Annotated in this window: 8 protein-coding genes; 5 read left to right on the plus strand and 3 right to left on the minus strand. The window is 73.9% G+C overall.

Annotated features, from left to right (window positions below; all coding sequences use genetic code 11):
• Positions 1-22 precede the first annotated feature (22 nt).
• The gene (locus OG357_RS06070) at positions 23-3103 is read left to right on the plus strand and encodes a helix-turn-helix transcriptional regulator (RefSeq protein ID WP_329620150.1); all 3081 of its coding nucleotides are present in this window, start codon (positions 23-25) and stop codon (positions 3101-3103) included.
• Here the strand turns inward: OG357_RS06070 and OG357_RS06075 are convergent.
• On the minus strand, positions 3093-3899 hold the full coding sequence (locus tag OG357_RS06075) for a caspase family protein (protein WP_329620151.1): 807 nt from the start codon (positions 3897-3899) through the stop codon (positions 3093-3095). The genes OG357_RS06070 and OG357_RS06075 overlap by 11 nt on opposite strands.
• A gap of 117 nt (positions 3900-4016) precedes the next feature.
• Here OG357_RS06075 and OG357_RS06080 point away from each other — a divergent pair, with 117 nt between their 5' ends.
• From OG357_RS06080 to OG357_RS06090, 3 genes are all read left to right on the plus strand, one after another.
• Complete coding sequence (locus tag OG357_RS06080) at positions 4017-4898, plus strand: DNA/RNA non-specific endonuclease (protein ID WP_329620152.1); 882 nt, start codon at positions 4017-4019, stop codon at positions 4896-4898.
• A gap of 106 nt (positions 4899-5004) precedes the next feature.
• Complete coding sequence (locus OG357_RS06085; RefSeq protein ID WP_329620153.1) at positions 5005-10602, plus strand: trypsin-like peptidase domain-containing protein; 5598 nt, start codon at positions 5005-5007, stop codon at positions 10600-10602.
• Positions 10603-10604: 2 nt separating this feature from the next.
• On the plus strand, positions 10605-11714 hold the full coding sequence (locus OG357_RS06090) for a trypsin-like serine peptidase (protein ID WP_329620154.1): 1110 nt from the start codon (positions 10605-10607) through the stop codon (positions 11712-11714).
• Positions 11715-11894: 180 nt separating this feature from the next.
• Here the strand turns inward: OG357_RS06090 and OG357_RS06095 are convergent, their stop codons facing one another.
• Entirely contained in the window at positions 11895-12578 is a 684-nt protein-coding gene (locus OG357_RS06095; RefSeq protein ID WP_329620155.1) for a maltokinase N-terminal cap-like domain-containing protein, read from the minus strand.
• A 218-nt stretch (positions 12579-12796) separates the two neighbouring features.
• Here OG357_RS06095 and OG357_RS06100 point away from each other — a divergent pair, with 218 nt between their 5' ends.
• Positions 12797-14002, plus strand: a complete 1206-nt coding sequence (locus OG357_RS06100) for a serine hydrolase domain-containing protein (protein ID WP_443066798.1) — start codon at positions 12797-12799, stop codon at positions 14000-14002.
• A gap of 33 nt (positions 14003-14035) precedes the next feature.
• Here the strand turns inward: OG357_RS06100 and OG357_RS06105 are convergent, their stop codons facing one another.
• Positions 14036-14464, minus strand: a complete 429-nt coding sequence (locus OG357_RS06105) for a nucleoside deaminase (RefSeq protein ID WP_317601043.1) — start codon at positions 14462-14464, stop codon at positions 14036-14038.
• Between the last annotated feature and the right edge of the window lie 18 nt (positions 14465-14482).

The raw sequence follows: 14482 nt of genomic DNA on the forward strand, positions 1-14482 counted from the left end.
CGAGCGCCGGAGGTGGTGGACAGTGACGACAGCATCGCACCGCCCCCTGCGCCCCGCCGGTGTGGGCGGACCGCCGGCGCCCGTCGGCCGGGAGGAACTCCTCGCCCGGCTGGAGCGCGTCCTGCACGGGCGGGGCCGCGCGCTGCTCACCGGACCCGCCGGTGTCGGCAAGACCGAGCTCGCGCTCGCCGAGGCCGCCCGCGCGGAGGCGCGCGGCGAGACCGTCCTGTGGCTCGCGACCCTGCCCTCCGACCGCGAGATACCCGGCGCAGCGGCGGCCGCGCTCGTCGCCTCCGTGGCGGCGACGGTGAACTGGCCGGGCCTCGGCACACCCGTACCCGACCCGTCCGCCGCGGACCCGCACCCCGCCCGGCCGTCATCCATCGCCGAACCCGCCTCCGCCACAGGGCCGTCGTCCCCCGCGGGGCCGTCCCCCGCGGGGCCGTCGCCCGCCGCACCGTTCGCGCCCGGCGCACCGTTCGCTCCCGCCGGACCGTTCGCGCCCGGGGTGCTCGCCTCCGGGGTCTTCGACGAACTGCCCGGACCCCAGCGCACCGCCGTCGCCATGCTCTGCCGCGAGGCGCCGATCGACGCGGGCGGCTGGGACCCGATCGCCCTACGCCTCGGCATCGCCCGGATCCTGCGCGCCCTCGCCTGCCGCGGCCCTGTCCTGCTCGTCGTCGACGGGGTGCAGCACATCGACGCGGACAGCGCGGACCTGCTGCGCTTCGCGCTCCATCTGGCGCCGCCCGCGCTGCGGGTCGTCGCCGTCGAGACACCGGAACCGTACGGCGAGGCCCACGAGCCGTACGGCGAGAGCCACCGGGCGGCCTTCCGCCCCGAGGACCCGCACGCCACGCACCTCTGGGTGCCGTCGGAAGCGGACGTGCTGCTCGTCCCCCCGCTGCACGCCGACGAGATCGCCGAACTCCTCATCCACCACCGTCTGCCCTCCCGGATGGCCGGCCGCATCCACCGGGCCAGCGGCGGCAATCCGCGGCTCGCGCTCGCCGTCGGCCGTTCGCTCGCCGACGCCCGCACCCCCGTCCACCACGCGGAGGCGCTGACGCTCTCCGGGCGCGCCCGCGACCTGGCCCGCCAGCTCCTGGGCGCCGCGCCCCTCCCCGTACGCGAGACGCTGCTGCTCGCGGCGCTGGCGCTGCGCCCCTCGGCGACCCTGGTGCGCCGGGCCGGGCGGCCCACCGCGGAGGCGGACCTGGCGGCGGCGGAGCGGGCCGATCTGGTGTCGCTCGCCGAGGACGGCTCGGTGACGTTCACCGCCGGGCTGCTGCCCTCGACCCTGGTGCACGACGCCTGCTGGGCGGAGCGGAGCGCCGGGCACGCGGCCCTCGCCGAGGTCGTCGACGACCCGGTGGAGGCGGTACGCCACCGGGCGCTCGCGACCGACAGCCCCGACGAGGACCTCGCCGCCGAGGTCGCGGCCGCCGCCGATCTGGCCCGGGGGCGCGGGAACAGCGCGCTCGCCGCCGAACTGGCCCTGCTCGCGGCCGAGTCGACGCCGGGCCGGCACGGTACGCGGCGGATCGCCCGGCTCGTCGACGCCGCCGAGGAGGCCGCGCGTGCGGCCCGCGCCGACCTCGCGATCCGGGCCGCCACCGACCTCCTCGCCCGGGACGCGGCACCGGCCGACCGGGTCAGGGCGCGCCTCGCCGTCCTCGACACGGCCGGCCAGGGGCTGACCGGACTCGACGAGATGTACGTGCACGCCATGGAGGACTCGGAGGGGGACACCGCGCTGCGGGCCGCCGTCCAGCTCCGGCTCGCCGTCAAGTACGTGCTCGCGGACGGCGATCCGGAGCGGTCTCGGGCGGCCGCCGCCGAATCGGCCGCACTGGCCGCCTCGACGGGCGATCCGCGCACGGCGGCGCAGGCGCTGACCGTCCAGGCGCGGATGGACCGCGCCCTCGGTTCACCGGACGCGGAGGCCGTGCTCGCCCAGGCCCGCGCCCTGGAGCTGGCCGAGCGCCCGCTCGGAATCCGTAACGCCGCACAGATCCTGACGATCCGTCACGCCCTCTTCGACGGCCGGCTGACGGACGCCCGTGACGAACTGGGCGCCCTCCTCCCGCTGGTGCAGCGGCGCGGCTCGGTCGAGGACGCCATCGAACTCCTCAGCACGCTCGCCGAGATCGAGTCCCGGATCGGTCCGTGCCCGGCGGCCATCGCGCACGCAGGGCAGTCGCTCGCCCTCACCCTGGAGGCGGGCCTCTCCCCCGGTCCTGCGTGGTACGCGCTGGCGCTCGCGGAGACCGCGGGCGGCAGCTTCGCACGGGCCGCGAGCTACGCCCGCCGCAGTGTCCAGGCCTCGGAGGAGGAGGGCGACCGGGTCTTCCTCTCCCGCAGCCGCTACGCGCTCGGCCGGGTCCAGCTCGTCAACGGTGACGTGGCCGCCGCGCTGGAGACGCTGCGGCGCGTTCAGGCCAACGAACGGGCCCAGTCGAACGTGGATCCGTCGATGCTGCGCTGGCACGAGGAGCTGGCCGAGGCCCTGCTCGCCAACGACGCCGGCGACGAGGCCCTCGCGCTCCTCGCGGAGGTACGGCCGGTGGCGGAGCGGCTCGGCCGTACGACCGTCCTCCTCGGCTGCGACCGGGTGCACGCCCTCTGTCTGGCGGCGGAGGGGCGGACGGACGCGGCGGCCGAGCTGCTCACGGGGACGGCCGAGCGCTTCGGCCGCGCCGGGCTGCCGCTGGAGCGGGGCCGGGCGCTGATCGCGCTGGCCCGGGTGGAGCGCCGCAGGCGGCGCAGGTCGGCGGCGCAGAGCGCCCTGCACGAGGCCGCTTCGGTGTTCGAGCGGGCCGGAGCGGCGCCGTGGCTGGCCCTGGCGGGCGATGCCCCGGCGGGCGCGGTGGGCGAGAGCTCCGGCGGCGCTTCGGGCGGCGAGGAGACACTGCCCGCGCTGTCCGCGCTCACGGAGGCGGAGCTGCGGCTCGCCCGGCTGGTGGGCCAGGGGGCCAGCAACCAGGAGGCGGCGGCGAAGCTGTACCTGAGCGTGAAGACGGTCGAGGCCCGGCTGACCCGGATCTACCAGAAGCTCGACGTCCGCTCGCGCGCCCAGCTGGCGACGGCCCTCAGACCGTGAAGGGCCGCTGGTGGAGGAAGTCCGAGGCCGGCGCGCCGGTCAGGTAGAGATTCGGGCTCTGGGTCGGCGGCAGTCTGCGCTGGATCGCCCGGTGGAAGTCCCGGTAGCCGCCCCGGAAGGCGCCCCCGTCCCACACCCGGAGGAGGGCCGCGGTGAAGGCTCCGTTGACGTCGCCGTCGGCCGCGGTCTGGTTGTCCTGGCAGGCCGAGACGAGCAGCGCGTCGGGGTCCGTCCCGTCGGCGGACGCCTCCTCCGCGAGCGACTGCCGCAGCTCGTCAAGGAAGGTCCGGTCGCGTTCGTACAGCTGCCGCTGCTGCGGTTCGGGCAGGTAGCGGCCCCGGTCGCCGTCCGTCACGCCGGGGAGCTCGATGGTGCTGCCGCTGTGGCAGCAGTCGAAGAGGGCGACGATCCGTACGTCGTCGGCGAAGGCGCGGAAGGTCCGCTGCACCTCGTCGTCGAGGAACTGGCGGTCGTACAGGACCAGGGTCTCGTCGAGGGCGTCCGGCTCGTCGTCCGTACCGGACTCGTCGGGGACCTGACCGCCGTGGCCCGAATAGGTGAAGAGCAGGATGTCGCCGGGGGCGAGCCGGGCGGCGGCGTCGCCGAGGACGGAGGTGACGTTGGCGACGGTGCCGTCCGGGGTGAGCAGGACGGTGGTCTCGAATCCCGCGGTGCGGGCGATCCGTGCCATGTCGTGGGCGTCGTTCTCGCAGGCGATCAGGGTCCCCGCCCAGCCCTCGTAACGGGCGGGGTCGACCTCGTTGAGTCCGACGTGCAGGGAGAGTCCGGTGGCCATGGGGTGCCTCCTCGTTCGGAGGAGAGGGCATGCCGGGGGCGACTGCCGGAGGCGGCTGATCGAGTGGCCTGCGGTCCGGCGCCGAGCGCGACCCTCTCCACGCGGTACTTACATCGTATGAACCCATCCGATGCCCCGCCCTCCGCCGGTGGCCCTCGCGGCGACGCGCTCGCCGACCGCACCGGCTACGACGAGGCCTTCCTCGGCCCGGTCGTACCTCTCCCGCTCCCGGTCCGCGACACGGTCGGGACGGTGGTCCTGCCGTACACGCACTTCACGGTCGTCTTCCGGCCGGACCGGCGGCTCGCCGCCTCGACGGCCGTGTGCATCGAGGGGCGGGAGCTCCAGGAGGACGTACCCCGGGACGACGTCTGGGAGTTCGATCCGCGGCTGCCCGAGGAGCAGCAGGCCGGCGACGCGGTCTACCGGAACAACAGTCTCGACCGGGGCCATCTGGTGCGCCGCCTCGACCCGGTGTGGGGGCCGGCGGCCGTGGCGGCACAGGCGAACACCGACACCTTCCACTTCACCAACGCCGCGCCACAGGCCGACGTCTTCAACCAGGGCAAGCAGCTCTGGCAGGGACTGGAGAACTACCTCCTCGACCACGCCGCCGACTTCGACCGGAAGCTGACCGTCCTCACGGGGCCCGTGCTCCACGACTCCGACCCGCCGTACCGGGGCATCCAGGTGCCGCTGCGCTTCTGGAAGGTCGCCGCGTTCCTCCAGGACGGGGCGCTCGCCGCCGCCGCGTACGTCCTCGACCAGAGCCCCGATCTGAGCCGGGACGCCGAGCGGGCGCTCGCGGGGGCGACGGCGGGGGCGCCGCCACCCCTGGGGCCGTTCCGTACGTACCAGGTACCGGTCTCGGACATCGCGGAGATCACGGAGCTGGAGTTCGGGCCGCTGCCGGACGTGGACGTCCTGCCGGCGGCGCGCGGGCCGGAGGAGCGCTGGCGGCGGCTCGAGTCGTACGGGGACATCGTGCTGCACTCCTGACCTCCGCCGCTCGCGCCGCCGGGCCGCCCTCCGGACCAGCGATTGCGACGGGTACGGCCCGGTGAAACGATGAGAAGGACCAGCCAGTTCGCCGGACAGGTGCGGTATGCCGCTGACCGAGACGGAGTGGGGGCTCGTCGCCAGTTGGGTACGGGCCCATCTCCTGGACACGCCAGAGCCACGGGAGAGCATGCTGCGCGCGGGGCTGCCCGCCGACTTCGTCCAGGACCTGCCGCTCACCCCGGACCCCGACCGGAACGCCCTGCTCGTGGTCGGGGCCGCCCGCAGGGACATCGCCCACCAGCGCCGGCTGCTCGCGGTCCTCGCCGGGCTCGACGCACTGGCCGCGATCGACGATCCGCACTCCTTCGAGCAGGGCGCGGAGGCCCGGAACCTGCTCACCCGGCTCCGGGAGGACGAGCGGCTCGACCGCTCCCCGCGGGACCCGTTCGAGAGCCGGCTCCTGAAGCACGGCACGGTGGCGTTCCTCGACCGGTCCGAGCTGCGCGAGAAGCTCCGGGGCTTCCTGGCCGACCCGGAGCAGACGGTCCTGGTCGTCGACGGCCCTCCGGACAGCGGTCGCTCGTACACGTACGAGCTCATCCGCCACCTCGGCCAGCACTGCGGCTTCCGGCCGGTACGGGTCACCCTGTCCCGCACGTCGACGGCGGCGCGGCTCATGGAGCGGCTCGGCGCCTTCGTCGCGGGGCCCGGCGCAGGCGTAGGGCTCGGCGCCGACGAAAGCTCGTTGAATCCGACACGGTTGAACGATCCACTGCCTTCGTACGAGGACGCCGCGCACCGCATCGTCGGCCGGGCGACCGCCGCCGAGGAGAGCTTCTGGATCGTCCTCGACGACTGCGACCGGCTCGACCCCAACTCGGACGTGTGGGACTGCATCGGCGTCCTCGCCCGGGCGGTCTACGAACACACCCCGGTACGGCAGGAGACGGCACCCCGGCTCGTCCTCCTCGGCTACTCGACGACGATGCGCCAACTCCCGTACGAGATCCGCAAGAACGAGTGCCGTGACACCACACGCCTGCTGGACGAGGACGATCTCCGCGCGTTCTTCCGGGAGTTCTTCGGCGAGTTCGTCACCGTGACACGGGACCCGGAGGACGAGGACGTCGTCCGTGACCTCACCGAGACGGCCGTCTCCGAGGTCCTGTGCGCTGCCGACCGGCCCGGGGCGGAGGACAGTTACATGCGGCGGGTGTGCACGGCCGTGGAGGACGTCGTACGGCTCCACCGGGTGTTCCCCCCGCTGCCTCCCGCACCCGGGGACGCCGGCCGGCTGCTGCGCGACGCCCTGCGCACGAGCCACGCGGCACCCGCGCCCACCCTGCCCGACCTGCGCAGGTCCTACCGCGAAGCGGCCTGCCTCCTCCAGGAGTTCGACCCGGCGCTGCTACGGCTCCCCGACGAGGAACGGTCCACCGGCCGGGCGGTCCTGGAGCTCGTCGACGACTGCACGGCCCTGCCCTCCCCCGGGGCCACCGCCTGGACGCTGAAGCCCGAGATCCGCGAGACGGCCCTCGCGAGCCTCGTGGGACCCGACGCCGCGCTGCGCGCCCTGCTGACGAACATCGGCCTGCGCCCCGAGGGCCCCGGACCCGAACACACCGCCCTCGCCCTGCTCACGGGCGCGAGCACGGGCGCGGGCGCCGTCGACGGCATCGGCCTCCGTACCGGCGGAGCGGACGCCGACGCGCTCTGCGACACCCTCCAGGCCGTCCTCTGGCTCGGCCGGGTCCCCGGCATCACCGGGCTGCCGCCCGTCGACGACGTCCAGCACCGGCTGGAGGAGGCGCGGCTGCTCCAGCCGATGCATCGCCTGCTCCACGGGACCTTCCACGGCCGCGCCGCCGAACTCGACTCCCTGCACGCCTATCTCGCGCTCCCTGAGGAGCCCGCGGAGCCCCCCGTCCTCATCCACGGCGTGGGCGGCATCGGCAAGAGCATGCTGCTCGCCCGGTTCCTCGTCGACGCGCTGGCCGCCGCCCCCGCCCGATTCCCCTTCGCCTACCTCGACTTCGAGCGGCCCACGCTCTCCATCCACGAACCCGCCACCGTGATCGCGGAGATGGCACGCCAGCTCGGCATCCAGCACCCCGGACACCGCGCCGCCTTCGACGCCCTCGCGGACGAGTGCGAGCGGACGGCGGCGGTGCAGCGCGGCGAACGCAACGAACTCGACGAGCTCTACCAGCTCTCCACCACGCGGGCGACGATCGGCCGTGACTACTCGGCGGACTTCCACGCCCGGGCCAGCGCCCGCGAGCAGGAACTCGCCCGCAGGATGGCGGCCCTGGTCGCCGAGGCCGTACGGCCTCCGGCGGGGGGTTCGGCCCCGGCGGACGGCTCGGGCCCGATTGACGGCTCGGCCTCGGCGGGCGGTTCGGCCCCGCCCCTCCTGATCGTCATGGACTCCTTCGAGGAGGCCCAGTACCGGGGTTCGCCGGTGATCGCCCGCATGTGGGCGATCTGGACGGCGCTGCGCGCCGCGTACTCGCGCCTGCGCTTCGTCGTCGCCGGACGCGCGCCCGTCGACCACCCGGCACGCGTACTCACCCCGCGGACGATGGAGCTCACCGAGCTGGACCAGCAGGCCTCCGTCGAGCTCCTGATGTCGTCCGGGGTGGACGACGAGACGGTCGCCGAGCGGCTCGTGGACCGGATCGGCGGCCATCCGCTGAGCCTCAAGCTGGCCGCCCGTACGGCGGTCGCCCTCGGCGCCGACTCCGCCTCCCTCGGCGAGCTGCTGCGCGGACTTCCGTACCGGCGGCGCTACTTCGACAGCCAGGTCGACCAGATGCTCATCCAGGGCACGCTGTACGACCGCATCCTCAAGCACATCGCGGAGGACGACGTCCGGGCCCTGGTCCAGGCGGGCCTCGCGCTCCGCTTCATCACCCCCGAGCTGGTACAGCACGTCCTGGCCGGACCGGCCGGGCTCCGGGTCGACACCCCTGCGGAGGCCCGCCGTCTCTACGGTCTGCTGACCTCCCGGGTCGACCTGATGGAGTCGGCCGGCCCGGGGGCCATCAGACACCGGACCGATCTGCGCGCCATCATGCTCCGCCTGTCGGACCGCGCGCGGACCGACCTGATGCGGGCCGTCGACCGGAGCGCCGTCGCGTACTACGCGGCCCGCGAAGGGCCGCGGGACCGTGCCGAGGAGATCTACCACCGGCTCCGGCTCGGCGAGAACCCCCGTACAGTGGAGGAACGTTGGGAGACGGGCGTCGCCGCGTACCTGGGTGGCGCGACCCACCGCGAGATGCCGGACCGGTCGGCCGCCTTCCTCCTGGGCCTGATCGGCGGCCACGTCCCCGACCAGATCATGACCGGGGCCGAGCAGGAGGACTGGGAGCGGATCGCCGCGCGCGAGGTCGAGGACCTGCTCACCCAGGGTTACGTGGAGGCCGCGGCGCTGCGGCTGTCCGAGCGGCGGCCGTGGACGCCGTGCAGCAGGCTCCACGCGCTGCTCGCGGAGACCCTCGCCCGCTCGGGGCGGAGCGGGGAGGCCCGCGACGGTGCCGAGCGGGCCGTGGGCCGCGCGGCGGAGGCGGGCTGCGCGGAGACCCAGCTCGAACTGCTCCAGCTGTCCGCGCGGCTCGCGCAGGACGCGGGCGACTTCGCCGATGCGGACCGGGACCTCCAGGAGGCCGAGGAGATCGCCGACGGCCTCGGCCTGCGGTACGAGTCCCTGGGCGTCCTCGTCGCACGGTCCCGGCTCGCGGCCCTGGCGGACGGCGACGCCGCTCCGGCGGAGGCGCGGCTCGCCCGGACTCTGCGCGGGATGCCCGACGCGGAACTGGCCCGGCAGCCGTCCCTCGCCCGCACGGCGGCCGCCACGGCCTGCCGGGCGGACCCCCAGCTCCTGGAGCACACGCTGCGGCTCGTGGGGCTCCCGGCGGACGAGGACGCGGTCGTGGGCGAGCTCGCCCACTGGATCGACACGACGATGACCGACGAGCCCCGGCTGCGCGAGCCGCTGGCCCGCATCCTGGACACGGCGGCCGGCGAACCCCCGCGCGCGGAGCCGGGGACCGGCGCGGCGGGGACGACCGCGCTCCGCATGGGCCGCGAGCGGATCGAGCGGGCGCTGCGCGAGGCACGGCGGCGCGGCACGCTGGACAGCGTCGCGCGCCAGGCGCTGACGCTCCGCGACGGCAGCGGGGACCTGCTCCTCGGCGTCGCCTCCGCCATGGACGCGGGCCCGTCGGCGCACGGCTCCACGCCGTACGAACCAGTCCCGCACGAACCCGGCGCGTACGAACCCGGTGCCTACGACCCGGGCGCGTACGAACCCGCCCCGCTCGAACCGGGCGCGTACGACCCCGCCCCGCACACCCCCACGGCTCCCGTCCCGCCGCCTCCCGGCCCGCCTCCCCCTCACCCGCCCGGCCACCCCCTCCCCGACTCCGCGACGGGCTCGTGGGCGACTCCCCGCATGGCCGCGCGCCCCCGGCGCGGGAGCGTCGGTCTGTGGACGCAGCCGCCGCCCGACGCCGCCGGGGCCGCGCTCCGCAAGGAGCCGTTCCTGCCCCAGGAGGAGCTCGTCCGGGTCCGCAACGCCGCCATGGAGGCGGGACTCGCCGACCCCGTCCTGCGCCCCGCCCTCCTCAAGGGCATCCCGGCGCACTTCACGGCCACCCTCCAACGGCTGAGCGGCCCGCTGCAGCAGGTACACGCCGACCTGAACACGATGAACCAGGTCGAGCGCCTCATCGACGGCCTGGTGCCCCTGGAGATCTGGCTGCACAACGCGATCGAGCAGACCCACGAGCAGGGCCCGCGCGCCGTCCTGCAGGGCGCGCTCGACACGGTGGCCCGGGAGATCACCGGCGAGGCGGTCCTGCCGGCGGACATGATGCCCGGGGAGTTCAAGGAGGAGATCGTCCTCCAGGACGACACCGTGCCGTACGAGTTCCTCCACGGCGGCATCCGGGCCGGCGCCTCCGTCGCCCTGCTGAGGATCCCGCCGTACGAGTCGGGGGCCCCGCTCCTCCCGTCGTACCCGCACGGCGGCACGGGGTGGATGGTCGCGCCCGGGCTGCTGATCACCAACCACCATGTGGTGATGGCGCGTTCGTGGGAGGCGGGCGTCCGGCCGTTCGTGAGCGACGAGGACCTGCGGCTCCAGGCGCTGATGTCCCGCTCCCGCTTCGACTTCGTCGAGAACGCGTCGGCCTCGCCCGAGGTGACCGCCGGCGAACTCGTCGCCTGGGACGAGGCGCTGGACTACGCCATCGTGCGGCTCACCGCCGAGCAGGCGCCGCGGCCGACGCTCAGGGTCGCCACCCGGCCGCTGCTCGTCCGGGAGCGCCAGCGGGTTCCGGTCAACATCATCCAGCACCCGGGCGGTCTGCCGAAGCGGGTCGCCCTGCGCAACAACCTGGTCTACCGGGCGGACGAGCGGGACATCCTGTACTTCACCGACACGCGCGGCGGCTCCTCCGGCTCGCCCGTGTGCCTCGACGACTGGACGGTGGTGGGACTGCACCGTGGCACGCAGAAGGTGGACGAGGTCGAATTCCAGGGAGGGAAGACGAAGTTCGTGAACGTCGGCACCCAGATGAGCAGCATCATGACCCATCTGCGGGAGTCCCGACCGGAGTTGTACGACGAGATCGTGGCCGGCCAGTCGGGCCGGCCCGCCCCGGGGGACGGACGCACGGGTAGCCGAGGTGAGTGACCATGCCGAACGGATCACGCGGCGGAGCACGACGCGGGGCAGGGAGCGGATCGCCCGTCGCGACCGGCGCCGAGCAGATCTTCGGGGACCTGCGGGAGGTCGCCGCGCGGGTCCGGGCGGATCTGGAGGCGGAGATCGCCGAGTCGTCGCTCGAACTGCCCGCCGACGTGGCGCCCGCGGTCGAGATCTCCCGCTTCGCCCGCGAGGAGCGGGCGCGGGTCCTGGAAGCCGGGGTCAGCGGTCTTGAGAAGCTGGCGGCGCACCGCGAGGACGAGATCGACGAGAACGAGTCCTTCGGCGTGGAGGCGATCGTCCTCCTCCAGGGCCGCCCCGCGATCCTCGTCCAGCGCCAGGACTTCGCATCGCAGCGGGACGAGTGGGCCGTCCTCGACGGTCAACGGGCCGCCATCAAGGAGACCTTGGCCCGGGTCGGACGGGTCGAGGTCACCGGCCATCCCAGCCTGGACTGGATCGGCACGGCGTTTCTCGTCGGCCCGCGCACGGTGATGACCAACCGTCATGTCGCCTCGGAGTTCAGCCGCTTCGAAGCGGACCGCGACCGCTGGACCTTCGCGTTCGGCATGTCGGCGCGGGTGGACCCGGCCGAGGAGCTTCCCCTGGAAGGCGACCCTGTCACCGCTCCGTCCTTCGCCCCGTACGAGATCACGGAGATCATCGGCATCCACCCGGACGTCGACATGGCCCTGCTGCGGATCGAGCCCTCGGCCTCCGACGGGCTGCCGACCCCGCTCGCGGTCGCCGCGGACGCTCCCGCGAGCGTGCCGGGCCGCCCGGTGTACGTGGTCGGCTACCCGGCCTGGGACGGCCGGCGCAATGAGCCCGAGTCGATGCGCCGGATCTTCATGGACGTGTACAACGTGAAGCGGCTCCAGCCGGGCGCGGCCACCGAGTTCACCCCCGGCAGCCTGGTGATGAAGCACGACTGCTCGACGCTGGGCGGCAACAGCGGCTCCCCCGTCCTCGACCTCACCGACCACCGCGTCCTCGGCCTGCACTTCGGCGGCCGCTACCGCAGCGGAAACCTCGCGGTCCCGCTGTGGGAGCTGATCGACGACCCCCTGCTCGCCCGGGCGGAGGTCAACTGGGTCTAGGGCCTGTCCGGCGGATCAGGGTCGGATAGGTCGCGGCGTCTGGTGCGGTGCATCGCAAGGCGCCGGAGCGCACTAATAGCGGAGCTATTCGGGCGTTTCGGCAACGCGGCGAGGTGCCGTGCCAGACGCCGGGGCCCCGGCCATGATCCGCCGGACAGGCCCTAGGGGGCGTCCCGCCCCCTAGAGCACGCCCTCCACCACGGCGAACGCGCCCCGGGCGGTGGTCCCGTCCGGCCGCGTCCACTCGGCGGTGACGCCACCGAGCCCGGAGCCGCCGTCCGACCCGTCCGAACCGCCCGCGCGCAGCACGCGCCGTACACGCAGGGCCAGTCGGCCGGTGTCGTCGCCGGACGTCCGTACCACCACCTCAGTGTGGTCGGCGCCCTCCGTGACCCGTACGAGCTCCGTGTCGCCACCCGGGCCCTCCGCACCTCCCCCGGTGAGGGAGACGGAGACGGTGAGGTCTGGCGTGTCGTTCACGGACTGGTCCTGCGCCACCGCGTGCCCCCGCAGCAGGGCGTACAACTGCCCGACGAGAGCGGGGTCGTGGGCTCCGTCATAGATCCAGCGCGTGCCCAGGACGCCGTGCTCGGACGTGCCGATGAGAGCGTGGTCGGCGCCTTCCAGTGGAGCCCCGCGGTAGGTCATGGGCACCAGGTAGGCCGCGGCCCCCTCCTCCGCCCCGTCGGTCACCACCATGAACTCGATCCCCACCTCGCCGGCCGGGTCGTCGAGCCGGAACCCTCCGGCCTTGGCCGGGCTCGGCCCGCCCTCCCGACCGTCGTACCAGTCACGGGTGGGCAGCCACGAGGCGAGCAGCTCCATCTTGGTGGGCTGCATCGTGGTGTGGTGGATGACGGCCATCGTGCGACTCTTCCTCTCGACCGGGCGAACTCACGGGCCAACGGAACCTAACAGACGGTTCCCGGGTCGCCGCGCGGGGCTGCCGGGCCGGACCTAGCCTGGAAGGTGGAGTGTCGTCCCCGGCCGCCAGGAGGCCCGCCGTGAGGTACTCATTCAGCCGTCGGCGGCGCGTATGTGCCGGTGTCGCGGCGCTCGGGATCTTTGCGGCCCCCCTCGGTATGGGCACGGCCGTCGCCACCGAGCCTCCGGGCCCCGCCCAGTTCGTCACGTCCTCGGCGCAGGTACAACAGGCCCACCAGGCACAACAGGCACAGACGGAGTTCCCGGAGCTGACCCCGGCCGTCGCCGCCAAGCTGGACACGGCGATCCGGGACGTCATGCGGGACGGGGACGTGCCGGGCGTCGTGGTCGCCCTGTCGGCCCCGGACAAGGGCACGTACATCCGGTCCTTCGGCGAGGCGGACACCGCGACCGGCGCGGCCATGAGTCCCGGTCTCTTCATGCGGATCGGCAGCGAGACCAAGACGTTCACGGTGACCGCCGTCCTCGAACTGGTCGACGAGGGCAAGGTCGGCCTGGACGACCCGATCTCCGACTACGTCGACGGCGTGCCGAACGGCGACAAGATCACCCTGCGCGACCTGGCGGCCATGCGCAGCGGGCTCTTCAACTACACCGGGGACGAGGACTTCTACAAGGCTCTGACCTCCGACCCCGACCGCCCCTTCACTCCGCAGCAGTTGCTGGACTACTCGTTCAAGCACCCGGTGGAGTTCCAGCCCGGCGAGGAGTTCCAGTACTCCAACACGAACACGATCCTGCTCGGCCTCGTCGTGGAGAAGGCCGGGGGCATGCCGCTGCACGAGTACATCCAGAAGAACGTCCTGGAGCCCGCGGGCCTGCGGCACACCACCTTCCCGACGGACGCCGCGTTCCCCCGGCCGCACGCCCACGGCTACACCGAGCAGACCGCGTCGGGCGACGTCGAGGACGCCACCGACTGGAACCCGTCCTGGGGCTGGGCGGCCGGGGCGATGATCTCGAACCTCCAGGACATGCGCTCCTGGGCCGAGACCGTCGCCACGGGCACGCTCCTCACCGCCGAGACCCAGGCCGAACGCCTCAAGGTCTACCCGTCGTCCACCAGCGGCGACGGATACGGTCTGGGCATCTTCGACATCCAGGGCTGGATCGGGCACAACGGCTCCCTGCCGGGCTACCAGTCGCTGACGATCTACCTGCCCGAGGCGCAGGCGACCCTCGTCGTCCTCCTCAACACCGACATCACCAAGGACGGCGTCGCCCCCAGCACCCTCTTCGGGAAGGCCGTCACCGGCATCGTGACCCCGGACCACGTCTACGACATCCCGGCCCCGGCAGCTCCGCCGAGCCCGGAGTCTCCCCCGAGCCCGGGCTACGGCTGACGGCTGACGGCTGACCGCTGACAACCCGGGCGGTCAGCGGTAATACCCCTCCACGACGGCCCGTACCTCGTCGAGCAGCGCGGGGCCGTCCTGCGGTACGGGCGGCTTGCCGCCGGCCGGCCTGATGTCCAGGAGCTGTTCGCCGGAGAGGGCGAACACGACCCGCCGCAGCCCCGCCAGCCGGATGACGGGCTCGCACATCCCGCAGGGCTCGCAGCTGGTGTACATCGTGGTCTCCGCCGCCGTGGCCGCGTCCAGCTCCCTCGCGGCCCAGCGCGCCAGCTTCAGTTCGGGGTGCGCGGTGATGTCGCGGTCGGTGAGGGTGGTGTTGTACTCCTCCGCCAGCACCGTCCCGTCCGGTGCCGCGAGCAGCGAGCCGAAGGGCGGGTCGCCGCCGTCCTTCGCCTTGGCCGCGAGCGCGATGGCCCGGCGGAGGAGGGTGTGGTCGTCGTGAGTGATCATGCGATGGCTCCGTTCGGC

Source organism: Streptomyces sp. NBC_01255 (genome assembly GCF_036226445.1).
Lineage (GTDB): Bacteria > Actinomycetota > Actinomycetes > Streptomycetales > Streptomycetaceae > Streptomyces.